Annotated in this window: 22 protein-coding genes; 13 read left to right on the forward strand and 9 right to left on the reverse strand. The window is 59.3% G+C overall.

Annotation, left to right across the window (positions count from 1 at the left end; translation table 11 throughout):
* Positions 1 to 7 precede the first annotated feature (7 nt).
* Complete coding sequence (locus ACR0C5_RS07185) at positions 8 to 508, reverse strand: type III secretion system chaperone family protein (RefSeq protein WP_170352361.1); 501 nt, start codon at positions 506 to 508, stop codon at positions 8 to 10.
* Positions 509 to 818: 310 nt separating this feature from the next.
* Entirely contained in the window at positions 819 to 1,067 is a 249-nt protein-coding gene (locus ACR0C5_RS07190; RefSeq protein WP_170352360.1) for an accessory factor UbiK family protein, read from the reverse strand.
* A 97-nt stretch (positions 1,068 to 1,164) separates the two neighbouring features.
* Between ACR0C5_RS07190 and lgt the strand changes: the two genes are divergently transcribed.
* The 5 genes from lgt (at position 1,165) to ACR0C5_RS07215 (ending at position 5,385) form a co-directional block, all read left to right on the forward strand.
* The gene (gene lgt / locus ACR0C5_RS07195; protein ID WP_480857074.1) at positions 1,165 to 2,052 is read left to right on the forward strand and encodes a prolipoprotein diacylglyceryl transferase; all 888 of its coding nucleotides are present in this window, start codon (positions 1,165 to 1,167) and stop codon (positions 2,050 to 2,052) included.
* A complete protein-coding gene (locus ACR0C5_RS07200; RefSeq protein ID WP_480875595.1) occupies positions 2,049 to 3,116 on the forward strand; it encodes a class I SAM-dependent methyltransferase in 1,068 nt (355 codons plus the stop codon). Before lgt ends, ACR0C5_RS07200 begins: the two co-directional genes overlap by 4 nt.
* A complete protein-coding gene (pgeF, locus tag ACR0C5_RS07205; protein ID WP_480503289.1) occupies positions 3,113 to 3,877 on the forward strand; it encodes a peptidoglycan editing factor PgeF in 765 nt (254 codons plus the stop codon). The genes ACR0C5_RS07200 and pgeF overlap by 4 nt, the downstream gene beginning before the upstream one ends.
* 263 nt (positions 3,878 to 4,140) lie before the next feature.
* Positions 4,141 to 4,269: a hypothetical protein gene (locus tag ACR0C5_RS07210; RefSeq protein WP_269149749.1), complete on the forward strand. Its 129-nt coding sequence runs from the start codon at positions 4,141 to 4,143 to the stop codon at positions 4,267 to 4,269.
* A 333-nt stretch (positions 4,270 to 4,602) separates the two neighbouring features.
* Positions 4,603 to 5,385, forward strand: a complete 783-nt coding sequence (locus ACR0C5_RS07215) for a Hint domain-containing protein (RefSeq protein ID WP_170783829.1) — start codon at positions 4,603 to 4,605, stop codon at positions 5,383 to 5,385.
* A gap of 116 nt (positions 5,386 to 5,501) precedes the next feature.
* Here the strand turns inward: ACR0C5_RS07215 and ACR0C5_RS07220 are convergent, their stop codons facing one another.
* The gene (locus ACR0C5_RS07220) at positions 5,502 to 6,002 is read right to left on the reverse strand and encodes an Lrp/AsnC family transcriptional regulator (RefSeq protein WP_170783827.1); all 501 of its coding nucleotides are present in this window, start codon (positions 6,000 to 6,002) and stop codon (positions 5,502 to 5,504) included.
* A gap of 214 nt (positions 6,003 to 6,216) precedes the next feature.
* On the opposite strand from ACR0C5_RS07220, the gene trxB reads away from it, so the two are divergent.
* From trxB to ACR0C5_RS07240, 4 genes are all read left to right on the forward strand, one after another.
* Positions 6,217 to 7,158, forward strand: coding sequence for a thioredoxin-disulfide reductase (trxB, locus tag ACR0C5_RS07225; protein ID WP_480875599.1), 942 nt, complete (start codon positions 6,217 to 6,219; stop codon positions 7,156 to 7,158).
* Positions 7,159 to 7,162: 4 nt separating this feature from the next.
* Complete coding sequence (locus tag ACR0C5_RS07230; protein WP_170788179.1) at positions 7,163 to 7,612, forward strand: RES family NAD+ phosphorylase; 450 nt, start codon at positions 7,163 to 7,165, stop codon at positions 7,610 to 7,612.
* Positions 7,613 to 7,670: 58 nt separating this feature from the next.
* Complete coding sequence (locus tag ACR0C5_RS07235) at positions 7,671 to 9,341, forward strand: adenylate/guanylate cyclase domain-containing protein (protein WP_480875602.1); 1,671 nt, start codon at positions 7,671 to 7,673, stop codon at positions 9,339 to 9,341.
* Positions 9,342 to 9,556: 215 nt separating this feature from the next.
* A complete protein-coding gene (locus ACR0C5_RS07240; protein WP_170788177.1) occupies positions 9,557 to 11,275 on the forward strand; it encodes a bifunctional sulfate adenylyltransferase/adenylylsulfate kinase in 1,719 nt (572 codons plus the stop codon).
* A gap of 46 nt (positions 11,276 to 11,321) precedes the next feature.
* Here ACR0C5_RS07240 and ACR0C5_RS07245 read toward each other — a convergent pair whose 3' ends face one another.
* From ACR0C5_RS07245 to ACR0C5_RS07260, 4 genes are all read right to left on the reverse strand, one after another.
* Positions 11,322 to 12,188, reverse strand: a complete 867-nt coding sequence (locus ACR0C5_RS07245; RefSeq protein WP_480875605.1) for a glycosyltransferase family 10 domain-containing protein — start codon at positions 12,186 to 12,188, stop codon at positions 11,322 to 11,324.
* Positions 12,188 to 13,072, reverse strand: coding sequence for a PhzF family phenazine biosynthesis protein (locus tag ACR0C5_RS07250; RefSeq protein ID WP_480875608.1), 885 nt, complete (start codon positions 13,070 to 13,072; stop codon positions 12,188 to 12,190). Before ACR0C5_RS07250 ends, ACR0C5_RS07245 begins: the two co-directional genes overlap by 1 nt.
* Before the next feature lie 82 nt (positions 13,073 to 13,154).
* Positions 13,155 to 13,379 carry a DUF1150 family protein gene (locus ACR0C5_RS07255; protein ID WP_170769032.1) on the reverse strand — a complete coding sequence of 75 codons (225 nt, stop codon included), beginning with the start codon at positions 13,377 to 13,379 and terminating at the stop codon, positions 13,155 to 13,157.
* A 5-nt stretch (positions 13,380 to 13,384) separates the two neighbouring features.
* Entirely contained in the window at positions 13,385 to 13,798 is a 414-nt protein-coding gene (locus ACR0C5_RS07260; RefSeq protein ID WP_170769031.1) for an Hsp20 family protein, read from the reverse strand.
* Between the two features lie 163 nt (positions 13,799 to 13,961).
* On the opposite strand from ACR0C5_RS07260, the gene ACR0C5_RS07265 reads away from it, so the two are divergent.
* From ACR0C5_RS07265 to ACR0C5_RS07280, 4 genes are all read left to right on the forward strand, one after another.
* Complete coding sequence (locus ACR0C5_RS07265; protein ID WP_170736696.1) at positions 13,962 to 14,186, forward strand: YdcH family protein; 225 nt, start codon at positions 13,962 to 13,964, stop codon at positions 14,184 to 14,186.
* Between the two features lie 66 nt (positions 14,187 to 14,252).
* Positions 14,253 to 14,738, forward strand: coding sequence for a 5-(carboxyamino)imidazole ribonucleotide mutase (gene purE, locus ACR0C5_RS07270; protein WP_480503294.1), 486 nt, complete (start codon positions 14,253 to 14,255; stop codon positions 14,736 to 14,738).
* Positions 14,735 to 15,490, forward strand: coding sequence for an NAD(P)-binding domain-containing protein (locus ACR0C5_RS07275; RefSeq protein WP_170788173.1), 756 nt, complete (start codon positions 14,735 to 14,737; stop codon positions 15,488 to 15,490). The genes purE and ACR0C5_RS07275 overlap by 4 nt, the downstream gene beginning before the upstream one ends.
* Before the next feature lie 3 nt (positions 15,491 to 15,493).
* Entirely contained in the window at positions 15,494 to 16,561 is a 1,068-nt protein-coding gene (locus tag ACR0C5_RS07280; RefSeq protein ID WP_480875613.1) for a 5-(carboxyamino)imidazole ribonucleotide synthase, read from the forward strand.
* 62 nt (positions 16,562 to 16,623) lie between these two features.
* Here ACR0C5_RS07280 and ACR0C5_RS07285 read toward each other — a convergent pair whose 3' ends face one another.
* Both ACR0C5_RS07285 and ACR0C5_RS07290 read right to left on the reverse strand, forming a co-directional pair.
* Positions 16,624 to 17,775 (reverse strand): alpha-D-ribose 1-methylphosphonate 5-triphosphate diphosphatase, encoded by a 1,152-nt coding sequence (locus ACR0C5_RS07285; RefSeq protein ID WP_480875614.1) that lies wholly within the window; start codon positions 17,773 to 17,775, stop codon positions 16,624 to 16,626.
* Entirely contained in the window at positions 17,772 to 18,545 is a 774-nt protein-coding gene (locus ACR0C5_RS07290; RefSeq protein ID WP_480875617.1) for an alpha/beta fold hydrolase, read from the reverse strand. Before ACR0C5_RS07290 ends, ACR0C5_RS07285 begins: the two co-directional genes overlap by 4 nt.
* Positions 18,546 to 18,550: the final 5 nt, after the last annotated feature.

Here is an 18,550-nt window from a genome sequence, read left to right on the forward strand (position 1 = left end):
CAAAGCTTTACGCGCGGCCGTAAGCCTCTGCAATGGCGACTTGCATCGCATCTTCGGGATCACGATTGCCCCATGTGACCAGTTGGATCGCCGGGTAATAGCGTTCAGCACTCAGAACCGCAGCAGTGATCATCGTGTCGATCTGTTCCGGGCTGGCCGTCTGACCACCCGCCAGAACCAGACCATAGCGATAAACCATCAGCTTCTGGTTGGCCCAATAGGTAAACGCCCCGGCCCAGCACTGATCATTCATCTTGTTCAGAAGCTCATACAGCTCGCTTTCCCGCTCGGATGGCGGGTCCATTTCGAACGAGCACACCATGCGCAGGGTTTCGTCATAGTTCGACCAGGCCAGAGTGATGGAATAGGTGCGCCACTGTCCTTCGACAGCCATGGCGATCTGATCGTCGCCGATACGATCAAAATCCCAGTCGTGATGTTCGGCCAGGTGTTCAACAATATCAATCGGATGAAGGTCTTCTTCGAGAAACTGCTCGGATAGGGCCATAATGCCACCTCACTTATCTCTAGCAATTTGGGGCTGGCAGCGCCCCAGCGCTAGTTGCCTGCTCTACAAGCCGGGCTTCCCCCATGTGCCTGTACTAAATATGGTGCGCCGCGCGCACCCGTCTGGCAACCCTATTTCTTGGGGATAACAGCAATAAGTTGTGGACGAATGGCCACGGCGATCAAAATATTGGCGCCGGGTGCAGCTTTGTCTTGATTAAATTCCGCAAGGCGGCAAGATGCACAACACCGCACAACCCGGCTAAGGATTGCGCGGTGCTTTTCCTGTTTTCGATGAATTGCAGCGGACGTTACTTGTCCAGCTTGGCCTCAAGCGCGGCGATACGCTGTTCCAAGGCTGCGTTTTCCTCGCGCGCCTTTTGCGCCATGGCGCGGACGGCATCGAATTCTTCGCGGGTGACAAAATCGCGGTCGGCCAGCCAGCGATCGATCATCGACTTCATCGCGTTCTCGGCCTCTTCCCGTGCACCTTGCGCCACGCCCATGGCGTTGGTCATCAGTTGGGATACATCGTCGAGGATCTTGTTGCGGGTCTGCATAGTTTTTCTCCGAAATCGCGGTTGTTCTCTATATGGGTAAACTTTGCGTCAGGCTCAAGGTTGACTTGCCCTGCAAAGCACGGGCAATGAGACGCACATGCAGGCTGTTCTGAATTTCCCCGATCTGTCGCCCGAACTGTTCTCGATCTCACTCTTCGGGATGGAGTTCGCGCTGCGTTGGTACGCGCTGGCCTATATCGCGGGCATCCTGATCGCGTGGAGGCTGGGGGCAGCGGCGCTGAAACGCCCCGCACTTTGGGCAGATAACACGCCGCCAATGAAACCCCAGCAGCTTGAGGATCTGATCACCTGGATCATCCTTGGGGTGATTCTGGGTGGTCGACTTGGGTTCGTGCTATTTTACCAGCCCGCCTATTACCTTGCGAACCCGGAGGACATTTTGAAAGTCTGGCAAGGCGGCATGGCCTTTCACGGCGGTCTGCTGGGCGTGATTGTCGCCTCTTACATCTATGCCCGCCGTCACCAGATAACGGTTCTGCCGCTGGCTGATCTCATTGCCCACACTGTTCCGCCCGGGCTGCTGCTGGGACGATTGGCCAACTTCATCAACGCCGAGCTTTGGGGCCGCCCCAGCGAGGTGCCATGGGCGATAATCTTCCCCGGCCCTGCCGCGCAAGACTGCCCTGGCGTGCTGGTGGGAATGTGCGCACGCCACCCCTCGCAGCTTTACGAGGCCGCGCTGGAGGGGTTGCTGCTGGGGGCCATGCTGCTGTGGCTGGTCTACCGCAAGGGCGCGCTGCGCAAACCCGGACTGGTTATGGGCGTGTTTCTGGCCGGGTATGGCGCGTCTCGCTTTATCGTTGAGTTCTTTCGGCAGCCGGACGCACAGTTTATCTCGGTCGGGAACCCTCTGGGTCTTGCGTGGCATATTGGCGGGTATGGCCTGACCATGGGGCAGCTCTTGTCGCTGCCCATGATTGCGCTTGGCCTGTGGTTCGCCCTGCGGGCGCGACACGCGCGATGAGCCTAACCGACCATCTGCTGGAGCGCATCGCGCAGGACGGTCCGATGACCGTGGCCGACTACATGACCGAATGCCTGCTGCACCCGACCTATGGCTATTATACCACCCGCGATCCTTTCGGCGCGCAGGGCGATTTCGTGACCGCGCCCGAGATCAGTCAGATGTTCGGTGAGTTAATCGGCCTAAGTCTGGCGCAAAGCTGGATGGATCAGGGCCACCCCGATCACTTCGTTCTGGTCGAGCTTGGGCCGGGGCGCGGAACACTGATGGTGGACATCCTCCGGGCCACACGCGGGGTCCGTGGCTTCCATGACGCGGCTGAGATCGTGCTGTTCGAAGCCTCACCGACCCTGCGCGACATTCAGGCAGAAACGTTAAACGAATTTGCACCGCGCTGGGTCACAACGGTTGCCGACCTGCCCGACGCGCCCTTGTTTCTGGTCGCCAACGAGTTCTTTGACGCCCTGCCCATCCGCCAGTTCCTGCGCGATGGCCCTGCGTGGCGCGAGCGCCTGATCGGGGCCGAGGGCGAATCGCTGACCTTCGGGTTGGGGACCCAGGCGGATCAGGTTGCGCTGACGGACCGATTGCAAGACACGAAAGATGGCGATCTGGTTGAGCTTTGCGCGGCGGCAATCCCCATCCTGACCGTCATCGCGGGTCGAATCGCAAGCCACGGCGGTGCCGGTCTGATCGTGGATTATGGCGACTGGCATTCACTGGGCGACACGTTTCAGGCCCTGCGCGGGCATGAGCGTGTGGATCCGCTAGATACACCCGGTCAGGCCGATCTGACCGCCCATGTAGATTTCGAACCACTCGCATTGGCAGCGCGTGCCGCGGGTTGCGCCCATTCCCGTCTGACCCCTCAGGGCGTGTTTCTGGAACGGCTGGGCATTACCGCCCGTGCGCAAGCTTTGGCCAAACCGCTCGGCGGGGCGAAGCTTGAAATGCTGGTGGCTGCACATCGCAGGTTGACGCATCCCGATGAAATGGGAAACCTGTTCAAATTACTGGGTCTCTACCCCTCCTACGCGGCACCTCCACCGGGATTGGAACCATGACACTGGAAATACTGACCTCGGACATGTTGTCAGGCGTGCGCCACGGTTTCTTCAGCCGCCGGGGTGGTGCCTCCTCGGGGATTTTTACCGGACTTAATTGCGGCTACGGGTCCTCGGATCAAACCGAGGTCGTGTCGATCAACCGGGGCCGCGTGGCCGACGCGATGGAGGTCGACCCCGACGCGCTGGTCGGCGTGCATCAGGTGCATTCGCCGACCGTGGTGACCGTTGATGGCCCGCAAACCGGCGACCGGCCAAAAGCGGATGCGATTGTGACGGCGACACCGGGTCTGGCGCTTTCGATTCTGACCGCAGACTGTCAGCCGGTTCTGTTTGCGGATGCTCAAGCCAATGTGATCGGTGCCGCCCATGCCGGGTGGCGCGGGGCCTTGGACGGTGTGCTTGAGGCAACACTGGACGCGATGGAGGCGCTTGGCGCGGACCGCGCGAATACAGTCGCTGTCATCGGGCCGACGATCTCGCAGCGGGCCTATGAGGTCGGTCCGGATTTTCTGGACAGTTTTGTCGCCGAATCACCCGATAACCTGCGTTTCTTTGCCAATGGAGAAGGCGACCGACTGCAATTCGACCTGCCCGCTTTTGGCCTGCATCGTCTGCGACAGGCGGGAATCGGCCAAGCGGAATGGACGCGCCATTGCACCTATTCGGACCCGGACCGGTTTTATTCCTACCGCCGGGCCACCCACGCCAAAGAAGCAGATTATGGCCGCCTGATTTCTGCAATCAAATTATTAACCTAGACCGAATTGTGGCGATATCGCCACCTTTTCGCCACATTCTTTGTGTCTACCTGAGTCGGAAGAAACCAAGTTTTATTGTCCGGTCTCAGGTGCTTATCTGCCGATGCTCCAGCAGTGCAGGACAGTATAAAGAAAGAGGAGCTGCCATCCTTCATTTTGTCCTGAATTGATCCCGGATCAGCCTTATCGCTGCCGCAATATGGCGTCAGATTAGGTCCAAAGGGAATTGAGGCCACGACCTCGACAAGAGCAGGACTACAGGAATGAAGGGAAAATCTCGCTTTCTAAGCGCCGTCATCGCGGCGAGCAGAGAGAAAGGTCTGGACATGCCGTGGAAGGGCGTTTCCAGCCACTCGATCAGGGTTGCCCGCCGCTTGGCGGCACGACGTTGATCGCGATGTTCAGGGTACCAAGCTGCCGGTTCCCTGGGCCAAGACCCGCGTCAGAGGGGTGCTCCGGCCTGACGCGTACCCTGCCGCAGGTATTTTGCGCGGCGCGGGTTAGGGGCATGTGTGCGCAGGCAATTTCCGCCCGCGTTGTTGTGAGTTTGTCTGGGGGGTCAAGATGTTGACCAAAGGGATGCGCGATACTGCTGCGATGCGACGTCAGTGCGACGATCGCCCCAAGGTCGCCCTTTCATTCAATACAAAGAAGAAAACTGGTCAGACGGGCCTGGACGGAGGGGTCAACCTGTCTGAGCGGACTTTAGAAGGGACGGAATAACAATGCCTATTCCACATTCGCTCTCGCGGGCGGCCAGAAATGCGGTTGATACGTCAGCGATGCTGCGCGACGCGTCACGTGCACCGAACAAACCCAAGGCGCAGCTGCGGCGCTATGAGGTCAGTGCACTTCTGCCCAATGGTGACATTGCGCAAACCCGCCATATCGCGCCAGCCCTGCCGATGTTCGAGGATGCCTTTTGCGCCTTTACCCGCGGATCGCTGGTCGACACTGAAACCGGGCCGGTCGCAATCGAAGACCTACTGCCCGGAGACACTGTTTTGACACAGGATGGCACCTCACAAATCGTGTTGTGGAAAGGCTCGGTCACGCTGGTACCGGGGCGCGAAGATTCGCGTGGCCGCACCCGTCCGCTGACCCGCATCATGGCCGACACATTCGGCATGCAAAAACCTCTTTCAGGCGTGATCGCGGGGCCATCAGCCCGGATCGTGGGCACTCCGGCGCATCTTCGGCATCTACACGGGAATGAGACGATCCTGACCCCGGTTCACGAATTCCAGGACGGAATGAACGTGATCGAGACATTGCCGCCGACGCCAGTTGAACTGTTTCACATCTGCCTGAAACGTCACGCGGTTATCAAAGTCGATGGGTTGCAGTTTGAAACCTATCATCCCGGCGTGAACGCGGTGCGCATGATCAGCCACTCCTTGCGGTCGATCTTTCTGAACCTGTTCGCGCATGCCGATTCGCTGAACGATTTCGGACCGCTGCTGATGCCGCGCGCCGGAGATGGTGAGGTCGACGCGATCACAGCTTGAAAATTACCAGATACTGCAGAGTGGGGGCTTTATGCAGATTTTATTGGGTTGGGTATTGTTTTTGTACGTGACGGCCATCTTACCAAGGTGTTGTGCCGCACATAAACGGACGCGCTTTACGCCGTCCGGTTCATTCGTTCTTCCAGCACGTCAAAAGGCACGCCGGGCTCGTCCTTAGCGCCACGAATGACCAGTGATGTTTTAACACTGGCCACGTTCGGCGTCGTCAGCAGCTCTCCGGTCAGGAACTGTTGAAAACTGCTGAGGTCGGGGGCGACGCATTTCAGGATGAAATCCACCTCACCGTTCAGCATGTGACACTCCCGGACCAAGGGCCATTCGCGACAGCGTTCCTCAAAGGCGGTCAGTTCCGTTTCGGCCTGACTTTCCAGACCGACGCTGGCAAAGACCTGAACCTCGAACCCCAATTCGCGCGCGTTTACCTCGGCATGGTACCCGCGAATAAAACCCGATTCCTCAAGCGTGCGAACCCGACGCAGGCAAGGAGGGGCTGAAATCCCGACACGTTTCGCCAATTCGACATTGGTCATGCGACCGTCTGCCTGCAATTCCGCCAAAATCTTGCGGTCAATCTCATCCAGCCGGGTCGTGACCATAAAATGCTCCTGAATTTTTTTCAGTTGTTATATCAGCACCCACTTGATGCGCAATAATATTTCGCCTCTGCGCAACATTCTTTGTTTCATTGCCATTCCATAGCCGCAAGGCCGATACCCATCAGGAAGGGGCTTTAAGCGTCGCCACTGGGTCGCTATATCCAATCGCCAAGGGGCCAAGCGCCCAAGTCAGGCATATCGAGTTGGGGGTACCATGGCCGAAACGAAACACACCAAGGTTCTGATCATCGGGTCGGGACCTGCCGGATACACGGCGGGCGTCTATGCCAGCCGCGCGATGCTGAACCCGATTCTGGTTCAGGGCATCGAGCCCGGCGGTCAGCTGACCACCACGACCGAAGTCGAAAACTACCCCGGCTTTACCGAGGTGCAGGGCCCCGATCTGATGATCAAGATGCAGGAACATGCCGCAGCTATGGGGTGTGAGATCATCGGCGACATCATCAGCGATCTGGATGTCCGCAAACGCCCCTTCACCGCCACGGGCGACAGCGGCACGACCTATACGGCCGACGCCGTCATTCTGGCGACAGGCGCCCGCGCCAAATGGCTGGGCCTGCCGTCCGAGGACAAGTTCAAGGGCTTTGGCGTCTCGGCCTGCGCCACCTGCGACGGGTTCTTCTATCGCGGGCAAGAGATCGTGGTCATCGGCGGCGGCAACACCGCCGTGGAAGAGGCGCTGTTTCTGACCAACTTCGCCAGCAAGGTCACTCTGATCCACCGCCGCGACGAGTTGCGAGCCGAGAAAATCCTGCAGGACCGTCTGTTCAAAAACGAAAAGATCGAACCGCTTTGGTTTCATGAACTGGACGAGGTCGTCGGCACTGATGCCCCGCTGGGCGTCGAAGGTGTACGTGTCAAGAACGTCAAAACCGGCGAGATCACCGAGATCCCGTGTAAGGGTGTCTTTGTCGCCATCGGTCATGCCCCAGCCAATGAGCTGGTCAAGGACACGCTGGAAACCCATATGGGCGGCTATGTCGTAACCAAGCCGGGCTCGACCGAAACCTCGATCCCCGGTGTTTTCGCCGCCGGGGACCTGACCGACCACATCTATCGTCAGGCTGTCACCAGCGCCGGTATGGGCTGTATGGCCGCGCTGGACGCCGAACGCTTCCTTGCAGAGCAGGAATAACACGGTGTTGGAATTCTCCGGCCCGGTCTGGAGAATTCTGTTTTTGTCCCAATGCGACGCCCCTCTGGCCCCTGCAAAGGCGCCCGAGGGGCGTTTTCATTTTGCAGGGCAGGCAGCGCTTTATGCGTCACTCAGCGCCGATGGGGCTGCGGTCGCGATCCGGCGCTATGTCGGCAAGGATGATCCCCCGCGCGTTTTGCAACAGGCCCGGATCACCAAAGCACGCCTTGTCGACCTGCGCGGACAACGCACAGCCTCGGTCGTGTGGCAGGAGATGGACCGTCCCTCGCCCACCTGGCAGTTCTCGGAAGCGGCCCGCGCGCAAGAGGCGGACGGGCTGATCTACAGCTCTCGGTCCCGGCCAGACCTCAGCCATCTCGTGCTGTTCAAAATTTCGGCTGACGTGATCCATGTCGATGCGCCTGCGACCGCTTGGGTTCCGCCTTATTCTTGACCCGTCGCCTCCCCCGTACCAGACTCGGCTTCAGACAAAGCGCGTGCAGGTGATTTGATTGAGTAGCGTTCTATGGCAAGGCGGGTGGGCAACCCGGCTGAGGATCGGCAGCGGCCTGGTCCTGTTTGCCTTCGCCTTTTTTCACTTCATCAACATCGGGTTGGGGTTGTTTCATACCGATTACCTGCACGGGATGCAGGATGGCCGCCACGCAGTGACGCGCCATGACATCGGCAGTGCGTTTCTGTATTTGGCGTTGTTTGTGCACACAGGCTTGGCGCTGTATTCGATCAGCCAGCGCAGGACGCTCAGAATGCCGGTCAGCACGGCGCTGCAGGTGGTGCTGGGCCTGCTGATCCCGCTGCAGCTGATCACTCATATCGTCTATACGCGCTACGCGCACGAGGTCTATGACGTCAATGACGAGATGGGCTATATCATCATCCTGATGTGGAATAGCAGCGCGATCTGGCTGCAAAGCGCATTGCTGCTGATTGTCTGGATTCACAGCTGCATTGGCCTTCACATGTGGCTGCGCCTGACCGATTGGTGGTCAAAAACTGCGCCCTACCTGATCGGGTTGGCGGTGTTTGTCCCGTCGTTCGCGCTGGCCGGATTGCTGACCGAGGGACGGCGCCTCTGGTTGGATTTCGCCGATCCGTTTCTGCGTGACCAGTATATCGACCACTATAACTGGCCGTCTCAACAGGACTTTCAGGCACTGTTCAGCATCAAGAGCAATGCTGTCACGGCTTTCTGGATCGCGCTGGGGGCCTCATTAACTGTTTTCGCAGTGCGCAAATTGCTGCGGCGCAGGCACTCGGTCCGGGTGAAATACGTGGAAGGCCCCGAAGTCGTCGCCGAAAAAGGCATGACATTGCTGGAGATTTCGCAAGCCAATGGCATCCCGCACACTGCATTGTGCGGGGGTAAAGGACGCTGCACAACCTGTCGGGTGATTGTCGAGGATGGGGCAGACGCCCTCCCCTCGCCTAGCGAGGTCGAGGCGCGCAGCCTTGCAGCCGTGGGTGCTCCAAGAAAAGCGCGCCTGGCCTGTCAGATTCGACCAACAGAACCGTTGACCGCGTTTCGCATGTTCCGCCCCGACGGCGGTCGGCAACGCGCACATTCCAGCCAGGGACAAGAGCGCAAACTGGCCGTTCTTTTTCTGGACATGCGTGGTTTTACCTCTCGGACGACGGGTCAGTTGCCCTATGACATCGTATTCCTGCTGAACCGGTTCTTTGACGCCATCGTGCCCGCCATCACCGCCGAGCGCGGGGTGGTCGATAAATACATGGGGGATGGTCTGCTGGCGGTGTTTGAAACACCCGATACAGAAAGTTCGGCCCGCGCAGGGTTGCAGGCAGCCATAAATGTCAGTCGCGCCCTCGTTCAATTCAATCAGCGGCTAGAAGCGGAAGGCAGCCCACGTATCCGCATCGGAATGGGTCTGCATCTGGGAGATCTGGTTTTGGGTGAAATTGGCGCAGCAGGCACCGCAACGCGCACGATCATCGGCGATGCTGTTAACGTTGCCAGCAGGCTAGAAGGGCAAACCAAGGACCTTGGGGTCGAGCTGCTGGTGTCGTCCGAATTGCTTCAGGCCGCCGGATTCGGCGGAGATCAAAGCGGCTTGAAGTCGTTTGATTTGCGCGGGGTCACGCGACCGATTCCCGCCTTGCCTGTGACCAGCGCTACCGATCTTACAGCCACCGCCGCAGAATAGAACATACGTACTAAATTCACCTGCGAACCGTAAATCGTCGGGAATTTCGTCCTCAAAACTTCTACCGGTCAAAAAATCCTTCCAAACGCAGTAAAAACTGCGCATATCGTCCTTAATTACCTGAATGTATATGGACTTCGCCCCACAGTCGGGGCAAACGCCCCGCAAAGACACTGAACCACCGGTAAAAACCGAACTTCGACAAGAGTATTCCCATGACGATGTTGAGCAATCTGGCTCCGATCCCTGAACTGTATGTTTCCTACGAGTCGGCGCAGAAACTGAAAGTAGAAGCTGCCGACCTGACCAGCTGGGACCTGAGCCCGCGCCAGATCTGCGACCTGGAACTGCTGATGAACGGCGGATTCAACCCGCTCAAAGGTTTCCTGTCCGAGGCCGATTACGACAATGTGGTCGAGAATATGCGTCTGGCTGATGGCACGCTGTGGCCGATGCCGATCACTCTGGATGTCAGCGAAGACTTTGCCGAAAGCATCGAACTGGGTCAGGACATCGCCCTGCGCGACCAGGAAGGTGTCATTCTGGGCACCATGACTGTGACCGACCGCTGGACCCCGGACAAAGCGCGCGAGGCCGGAAAGGTGTTCGGCGCGGATGACGATGCGCACCCTGCGGTGAACTATCTGCACAATGTGGCGGGCAAGGTCTATCTGGGCGGCCCTGTCACCGGCATCCAGCAGCCTGTCCACTATGATTTCCGCGCCCGGCGTGACACTCCGAACGAGTTGCGCGCGTTCTTCCGCAAGCTGGGCTGGCGTCGCATCGTTGCATTCCAAACCCGCAACCCGCTGCACCGCGCCCACCAGGAACTGACCTTCCGCGCCGCCAAAGAGGCGCAGGCCAACCTGCTGATCCACCCGGTTGTCGGCATGACCAAGCCCGGCGACGTCGACCACTTTACCCGCGTGCGCTGCTATGAGGCGGTTCTGGACAAGTATCCAGCCTCGACCACCTCAATGAGCCTGCTGAACCTGGCGATGCGTATGGCTGGCCCGCGCGAAGCGGTCTGGCATGGCCTGATCCGTGCCAACCACGGCTGTACCCACTTCATCGTGGGTCGCGACCATGCGGGCCCCGGCAAGAACTCGGCCGGAGAAGATTTCTATGGCCCCTATGACGCGCAAGACCTGTTCCGCCAGCATCAGGATGAAATCGGTGTTGAGATGGTTGATTTCAAACACATGGTCTATGTGCAGGAACGCGCCCAATACGAACCGAATGACGAGATTCTGGACAAGGATGACGTCACCATCCTGAACATCTCGGGTACCGAGCTGCGCCGCCGTCTGGCGGAAGGTTTGGAAATCCCCGAATGGTTCAGCTTCCCCGAGGTTGTGGCCGAGCTGCGCAAGACCAAACCACCACGCAGCCAGCAGGGCTTTACCGTGTTTTTCACCGGCTTCTCGGGCTCGGGCAAATCCACCATCGCCAACGCGCTTATGGTCAAGCTGATGGAGATGGGCGGCCGCCCTGTAACCCTGCTGGACGGTGACATCGTGCGTAAGAACCTGTCGTCAGAGCTGGGATTCTCGAAGGAACACCGCGACCTGAACATCCGTCGTATCGGGTACGTTGCTTCCGAGATCACCAAGAACGGTGGCATCGCCATCTGTGCGCCCATTGCGCCCTATGCCACCACCCGCCGCGCCGTGCGCGAAGAGGTCGAGCAATTCGGTGCCTTCTGCGAGGTCCACGTCGCCACCAGTATCGAGGAATGCGAGCGCCGCGACCGCAAGGGCCTGTATAAGCTCGCGCGCGAAGGCAAGATCAAGGAATTCACCGGTATCTCGGACCCTTATGATGTGCCGCAGAACCCTGAACTGAGCGTCGAGACCGAGAATGTCGATGTCGACAACTGCGCCCATCAGGTGCTGCTAAAACTGGAGAGCATGGGCCTGATCGCCGCGTCCTAAGCTGCATCCAAACAGTCACAGGCCCTCGCACCGCGGGGGCCTTTTTTCATGTTCGAAGCGCGGCACGGATGGCCGCAACGGCGCGGGATTCGAAGTCTCCGACCTCGGCCGCTTTGGGCTGGATCGCCTGAAGATGTGGCAGGCGCGCAGCGTAGTCCTCGGGCGAGGCGACTTGAATGGCACGGTGAATATCGGCCTCGGATTCGCACAGGATCATGCCCGATGTGTCGAAGAAATCCTCGATATTCGGGCAGCCCCAATAGATCGGAACGGTGGCGCAGAGGATTGCATCGGTCAGTTTTTCCGAGAAATAATTCCGCTCCCGCACATTCTCGATCACCACGGAATAGCGATAAGGTGCCAACCCGTCGGATTTCTGCTCAAACGGCATATAACCACGGCCCATGATATCGACATCCGCGCCCGTTTCGCGCACCCAGTCGATCACCGAATGGCGCAGCTGGTGACCTTCCAGATCGCGCTTGGCCGAGGCGATCAGCGAACAGGATTTGGTCTTTTCGACGGACAACGCCTGCCACTCCGGCACCATGGTGACGCCATAGGGCAGAAAAACCGCGTTCGGGATGCCTTGCAGCAGGACGTCATGGAAGGTCAGCACGCGAAAGAACCGCCGCCATGTCCAGCGCAGCATCCGGTCGTGTTTTGCGTGGATGGCCGAGGGTTCCCCCATCATCAGCGAAATCTGCGCGCGGGTACCCCGGCGCAACCGCAGATGCACGGTAGAATTGGGATACATGATCAGGTGATCGGTAGATTCAAGATCTCCGACGGTTTTACCGATCAGGCGATCCGGGCAACCCTCGGGCCAGATCAGATCGCTGAGGGGAACCGCGGCCAGTTTCGGCCCCAACCGGTGCCCATAGGGCAGAATGGCAATCGCGGGCTCGGACATCAGGCCCCCTCGGGCAGGTCGACCTGCCCACGCATCAGCACATGGCCGCGTCCGGCGACCTTGATACCGGTCATTGCCTCTGGTGGGCCAACGCGCGTGACGGTGGCCTGACCCGGACGGCCCATGTCATGGCCCTGTTCGGCGATGAAGCTGTCCTTGCCCATCAGCCGGTATTTCCACAGATAAGCCGCCATCGCACCGGTGGCAGAACCTGTGAACGGATCCTCGGGTGGGCTGGGTGGGGCCAGCAGCAGGCGCGAGAACGTGTCACCCGCCCCGGTCGCGCCTTGCAGCGTCACAAGAAATGGCTCGGCCATGTCCGATCCGGAAAATCCTGCTTTGGCCGCAACCTCTCGCAATGGACCTTCCACCAGTTTTGCGGCGCGCAACGCCGCGTGATCGCGCAGAACCGTGATGCAGAACGGCAGACCGGTAGACACGAATTGCGGCGGGGAAATGATGGCATCGGTCGGCAGGCCGATCGTTTCGGCCACCAGTTCAACTGGGACCTGCGCGCCGAATTGGGGCGCGATCTGCGTCATCTCGATCTCATCACCATTCAGGCGGATATCGACGATCCCGGCACCGGTCTCAAGCGTCAGGGCATCGCCCTGAAACAGACCACGCGACCGCATGGCCGCGACGGTGGCAATGGTGGGATGTCCGGCAAAGGGAATTTCACGGCTGGCCAGGAAATACCGAACCCGGATGTCGGCCACGTCAGAGGGGCCGGTAAAGGTGCATTCGACCAAAGACGTCTCTTGCACATAGGCCATGCAGGTTGTGTCCGACAGATGGGCTGCGTTATGCACCACAGCACATCCATTGCCGCCAAACGCCCGGTCGGTAAAAGCATCCACCCAGTCAAAATCGAACCAGCTCATTCCCGCGCATCCCATGCCATTGCACGGCATATCTGGCCCGGCGAGCGGCGGATGTCACGGGGAAAACGCCTCAGGGGCCGTGTCAGTGCACGGCCACCGGCGAAAAGTCATGCTCGCGCGCGAGGTTGAACGCCAGCTTGCGGTCGGCGACCAGAGCCAGGCGTTGGCCATCGGAATCATGTACCGCATAGAGCGTATCCAGATCACCCGCCTGTTCACGCACCTCGCGCGGCAGGTCGGTAATCTCGACCTTCTTCACATAGACGATACGGTCGCCATTAGCGTCTATTTGTACCGGTGTATTCATTGCTCTTACCCCTTTCTTATGTTGATCGTTTGCACCACGGTTTCCGGCACGGCGCGGGTCAGATCCACATGCAGCAGACCGTTTTCCATGATCGCCTCGCCCACCTCGACTCCGTCGGCCAGCACGAACATTCGCTGGAACTGACGTGCCGCGATGCCGCGATGCAGGAAGATGCGCCCCTCGCTGTCGTCGCGTTGACGGCCCCGGATCACCAGTTGGCGATCCTCGATGGTGATCGACAGATCTTGCTCGGCAAATCCGGCTACGGCCAGCGTGATGCGGTAGGAATAATCCGAGGTTTGTTCGATATTGTAGGGCGGATACCCCTCATTTCCGGCCTTTGCAGACCGTTCCAGAAGGCGTTCCAGTTGCTCGAACCCCAAAAGATGCGGGTATGAGCCCAAGGTAAGTTTAGACACGTATTTCGTCCTTTATTGCCAAAGCGACGTGTTGTGCGGCCCCGTTCCGGCAACCGCGTACAATAGAATATGGGAATGTACCTGGATGTCCACAAGGTCTGGCAGGATAAACCCTGACACACTATCTTGTGTGACAAGCACCACAATAGTCACTGAGTCGCTCATGAACGCGCCCACCGATCTTTCGATGAAAACCGATGACGTTTTGCGGGTCGAGCTGGAGGTTTTTCGCCGCCAGCACCGCGATCTGGACGAAGCGATCGAGGCGCTGCAATCCACCGGAACGGCCGATCAACTGACCGTCAAGCGCTTGAAAAAGCAGAAACTGCGGCTCAAGGACATTATTCGTCTGATCGAAGACCGTCTGACCCCTGACATCATCGCCTGACGCATTGCCACGAATGCGGATTTGGCTATAGTGCGCGCTCTTTCATCAGGCAGGGGCGTAAAGCGGATGAGCGATGTGAAAGTGGGGATCATCATGGGCAGCCAATCGGACTGGCCCACGATGAAAGAGGCCGCCGATATTCTGGACGAGTTGGGCATTGCCTATGAAAAGCGTATCGTGTCCGCCCACCGTACCCCTGACCGTCTTTGGGACTATGGCAAGACCGCAGTGTCGCGTGGCCTGCATGTGATCATCGCAGGAGCCGGAGGGGCGGCGCACCTACCGGGTATGATGGCCTCAAAAACCCGCGTGCCAGTGATTGGCGTGCCGGTACAGACGCGCGCCTTGTCGGGTGTCGATTCCCTCTATTCCATCGTTCAGATGCCCAAGGGGTTTCCTGTGGCGACCATGGCGATTGGCGCCGCCGGTGGGGCCAATGCAGGCCTGATGGCAGCTGGTATTCTGGCTTTGCAGGATGACGCTCTGGCGCAGCGGCTGGATGCGTGGCGCGCAGCGCTGTCGGCCTCGATCCCGGAAGAGCCACAAGGATGAGCCGTGTCGGGTTCATCGGCACCGGCCACATCGCAGCGCCAATTGCCCGGCTGCTGGCCCGTAAAGGGCATGAGATTTATGTGACCGAGCGTAACGCCACCGTGTCGGCAGCACTGAAGGTCGACATCAACGCAACGGTCGGCGATCCGCAATCGGTGATCGACCAGTCCGAGATCGTGTTCCTGTGTCTGCGTCCGCATGTTGCAACGGATGTGCTGGCCCCCCTGTCCTTTCGGGCCGACCATCGGATCGTTTCGGTGATGGCGGCAGTGTCCGAGGCAGATCTCAGGTCGCTCTGCGCCCCTGCGGGGGATTTCGTGCAGACGATCCCTCTGGGCTTTTTGGAACAGGGCGGTTGCCCCTTGGCGGCTTACGGGAACGATGATCTGTTGGCGGGTCTGATGGGCCCCGAAAACCCGGTTGTGAAAGTAGCCAATGAGGCCTCGCTTAATGCTCATTTTGCTATCTGCGCGATGGTTCCGGGTGTTCTGGATCTGCTGACCACCGGCGTGGATTGGCTAACCGAACAGACCGGCGATGCGGATGGTGCGGAATTCTACACGACCCAATTGATGGCTGGTTTCCTGGCCAGCATGGAAAAGGGTCAGGCTGGTCGGCTTGCCGCCGAACGCGATGCGCTGGCAACCGACGGAACACTGAGCTTGCAAATGACGCGAACCCTGCAAGCGGGCAAGGCCCATGCGGCCCTGCGCGACGCCCTGACTGCAATCGGCAAACGGCTGGAGACCTGAAGAATGACGGACATGCTTGCACCCGGAGCCACGATTGGCATCCTTGGCGGTGGACAACTGGGCCGGATGCTGTCCGTTGCCGCAGCGCGACTGGGCTTTGTGACGCATATATTCGAGCCTGGCGCGAACCCGCCCGCCGGTCAGGTCGCAGACCGCGTGACCACAGCCGCCTATGACGATGCCGACGCCCTGCGCGCCTTTGCCGAGTCGGTCGATGTTATCACCTATGAGTTCGAGAACATCCCGACCGAGGCTCTGGACCTGCTGGAGGCACACCGCCCCATTCGCCCGGGCCGCGAGGCGTTGCGAGTCAGTCAGGATCGGCTGACCGAGAAGAACTTTCTGCAAGGTCTGGGGCTACAAACCGCGCCTTTTGCCGATATCACCGATCTGGGCAGCCTGAAATCCGCGATTGAGGAAATCGGCACGCCCGCGATCCTGAAAACCCGCCGCTTTGGTTATGATGGCAAGGGGCAAGCCCGGTTGCGCGCGCCCGAAGATGCCGAGGCTGCTCTGGCCGATATGGCGGGTGCACCAGCGATCCTTGAAGGGTTTGTAGAGTTTAGCCACGAAGTCTCGATCATCGCCGCACGCGGGCTGGATGGTCAGGTCGCCTGTTTCGATCCCGGCGAGAATGTCCACCGCGATGGTATCTTGCATACTACGACTGTCCCCGCCCGACTGCCTCCGGCGCAGCGCACCGATGCGGTGCTGTTGGCAGCCAATATCCTGAACGCGCTGGACTATGTGGGCGTCATGGGGGTCGAGCTGTTCGTGACCGCGCGCGGATTGATCGTGAATGAGATTGCGCCGCGGGTGCATAACTCGGGCCACTGGACGCAGAACGGTTGTGCTGTGGATCAGTTCGAACAGCATATCCGCGCGGTCGCCGGGTGGCCCTTGGGCGACGGTCAGCGCCATAGTGATGTGGTGATGGAGAACCTGATCGGCGATGACATGGATCGGGTGCCTGATTTGGCGAGAGAGCGCGATGTAGCCTTGCATCTTTACGGTAAGGCCGAGGTCAAGGCAGGCCGCAAGATGGGGCATTTCAACCGCATTTCGCGCTAGGAAATCGCGCTGGTGCGCGATGCCTCCGGCGGGGATATTTTTAGCCAGATGAAGTTTGCGGATCAGACAAGGAACCGGGCCGCGATATCCCCGGCCATATAGCTGAAGCGCCCCTCTGCCATGGTCGCGGCAACGCGGTGGGTTTGTTTGTCCAAAATGGTCAGATCCGCGCGTTTTCCGGGGGCCAGCGTACCCCGGTCATTCAGACCCAGAACGCGCGCAGGGCCCGAGGACACAAGCGCCCAAGCCTCGGCAAAATCCAACAAACCTGACTTAGCCAGCATCAGTGCGGCGCGGCGGGGGCTTGGGTAATGATAGTCCGAGGCCAACGCATCACAGAGCCCCATCGTGATCAGGTCCAACGCGCTGACATTGCCTTTATGCGAGCCCCCGCGCACCACATTGGGCGAGCCGAGAATGATATGGTCCCCTGCGGCGCGAGCGGTTTCGGCAGCTTCGAGCGTTTCGGGGAATTCCGATATCTTCGCCCCACGCGCGCGCCAATCTGCGCGGGTTTGGGCAGTGGCATCGTCATGGCTGCCCATGCGCACGTTTTGCTTTTCCAACACCGTGCACAAGCTATCCAATGCCATTGGAACCTCTGATCCCCGCGCGTGCATGGACAGCAGCATTTCGAAATGCATTTCAGGGTTACGCCCAGCCTTCAACGCCTGCCCGGTCAGACGCGGTGGTTTGCGCCCTTCGGCAAGACGATCATGCGGCAGATGGTCGTTGAACACGACATAGGGCACCTGCCACGCCGCAATTCGCTCCGGCAAATCAACATAGTCGTCCAGCATAAACGTCTCGAACCGTAGCTGGGGCAACAGATCGGTCACAACGCTGTCTCTGACGGACGCAATTGCATCAAAGACCTGCCCTGCAAATTCAGGACCGCGCACGCCGCCCTCCCAACTGTAAAACTGCGCCAGCACGGCGGTGGTAATGCCATTGGCCGCCAGTTCGGCCTCGACCGCCAGAATACCCTCATCCATCTGTTTCATCGCCCCACGGCGCGGCGCGATGTGACGTTCGAACCCATCCCCGTGCAGGTCGATAATGCCGGGTAAAACGAGAAATCCGTTTAGGTCAACGGCGCGGCCAGCGCGATTGGGTTGAATGACTCCTTTTGCAAGCGACAAATTAGCTAAGGCCAGACCGTCCCCTGGCAACAGAACCTCGGCGCCGGTGAACGTCAGGGCCAGATCGCTCATTCCGAGGGTTCCGATTCTGGTTCTGAGCAATCCCAACCGAGGCAGATCTCATCTATGATGGCTTGCACGCCATCCAGCCATGTAATCTGAGGGTCAAACTGGCCGAATTCGATGAAATGCAGTGCTTGCGCCATCACGCGAGGATTGTTCATCATAAAAGTATGGGTCACGGGCAGAACGATATGGTCCTTCATGCCCACGACCTTGGTCGTCTCGACCGAGACCTTACCGTCATCTTTGCCCTCGATCAGCGATGAAAAAAGCGGGTTCAGCGAATTTTCACCGGCGATCACCCCAAGTTCGAAGTCCACCGGCGGCAACTTGCGCGGGATACCTTCGGGACCTGTGCCCAACGCCAGCCCGGCAGGGCCGTTCAGGATACCAAAGACCTCGTAGGCGCTTAACTCATCCACCAGTTGGCTACCCTGATTGGGCGGGCCAAGCATGACCACGCGGCCCAGGTTTTCGGGCATGTTGTCCTGCAACCAGAAACGCAACAGGATACCCCCCATGGAATGCGCCACCACGTTGACGGTATCGTCACCACAAGCCGCAAAGGCATCTGGCAGGGTCTGAGCCGCCAATTCGGCAATCGGCAGATCGGTCGAGGGATATCCGGGCCGCACAACATTGTAGCCATGCGCCTGAAAGAGTTGCTCCATCACCGTAAAGGACGCCTCGGTCCGGGCAAGCCCGTGCAGCAACACCACACATTTCGCATGGGCCGCGGCGGGCAACAAAAACAGAATAATGGCCAACACATATCTCATAGCGG

This window comes from Ruegeria sp. N8, from assembly GCF_056531325.1.